Origin of the sequence: Corallococcus sp. CA053C (assembly GCF_003611675.1) — a bacterium.
Taxonomy (GTDB): domain Bacteria; phylum Myxococcota; class Myxococcia; order Myxococcales; family Myxococcaceae; genus Corallococcus.
Map to the genome: position 1 here is coordinate 1 of NZ_RAWA01000884.1, position 442 is coordinate 442.

The following is a 442-nucleotide window of genomic DNA, read 5'->3' on the forward strand; positions in this document are numbered from 1 at the left end:
GTAGTGGTCGTGGTCGGCAGTGACAATGAGGACGTTTTTCTGCCAGCCGCCATGTGAGCCGATCCAGCCAATTACGGTTTGGACGGCGCGATCGAAATCGTTCATCGTGCCGATCAGGTTGTCGAGATTATTGTCGTGGGCAGACCAGTCGATATCGCCGCCTTCGATCATCATCCAAAAGCCATCCGGGTCTTTGCCCAGCACGTTCAGGGCGGCCTGCGACATATTCGCCAGAGTCGGATTTTCGTTGACTTCTCTGGCGATAAACTGCTCGTTAGTTTCACCCGGAGCCAAAGGCCGAACGGTATCGATGCGCGTCAGCGGCGTGGTGGTTTGTGGAACGCCATTATCAAAGATGGGAATGCCGTTGTTTTGCCCTGCCGAGCTGAACAGCGAAAAGTTGTCGAGTCCGGTCAGGCTGTAGTCACCATTCGCACTGCTG

The 442-nt window shown here is 55.2% G+C and carries 1 protein-coding gene; it reads right to left on the reverse strand.

What is annotated here, in order from left to right; genetic code table 11:
* Positions 1 to 442 (reverse strand): alkaline phosphatase (locus D7V97_RS43715; RefSeq protein ID WP_199729278.1); only part of this gene is annotated, 442 nt, incomplete at both ends.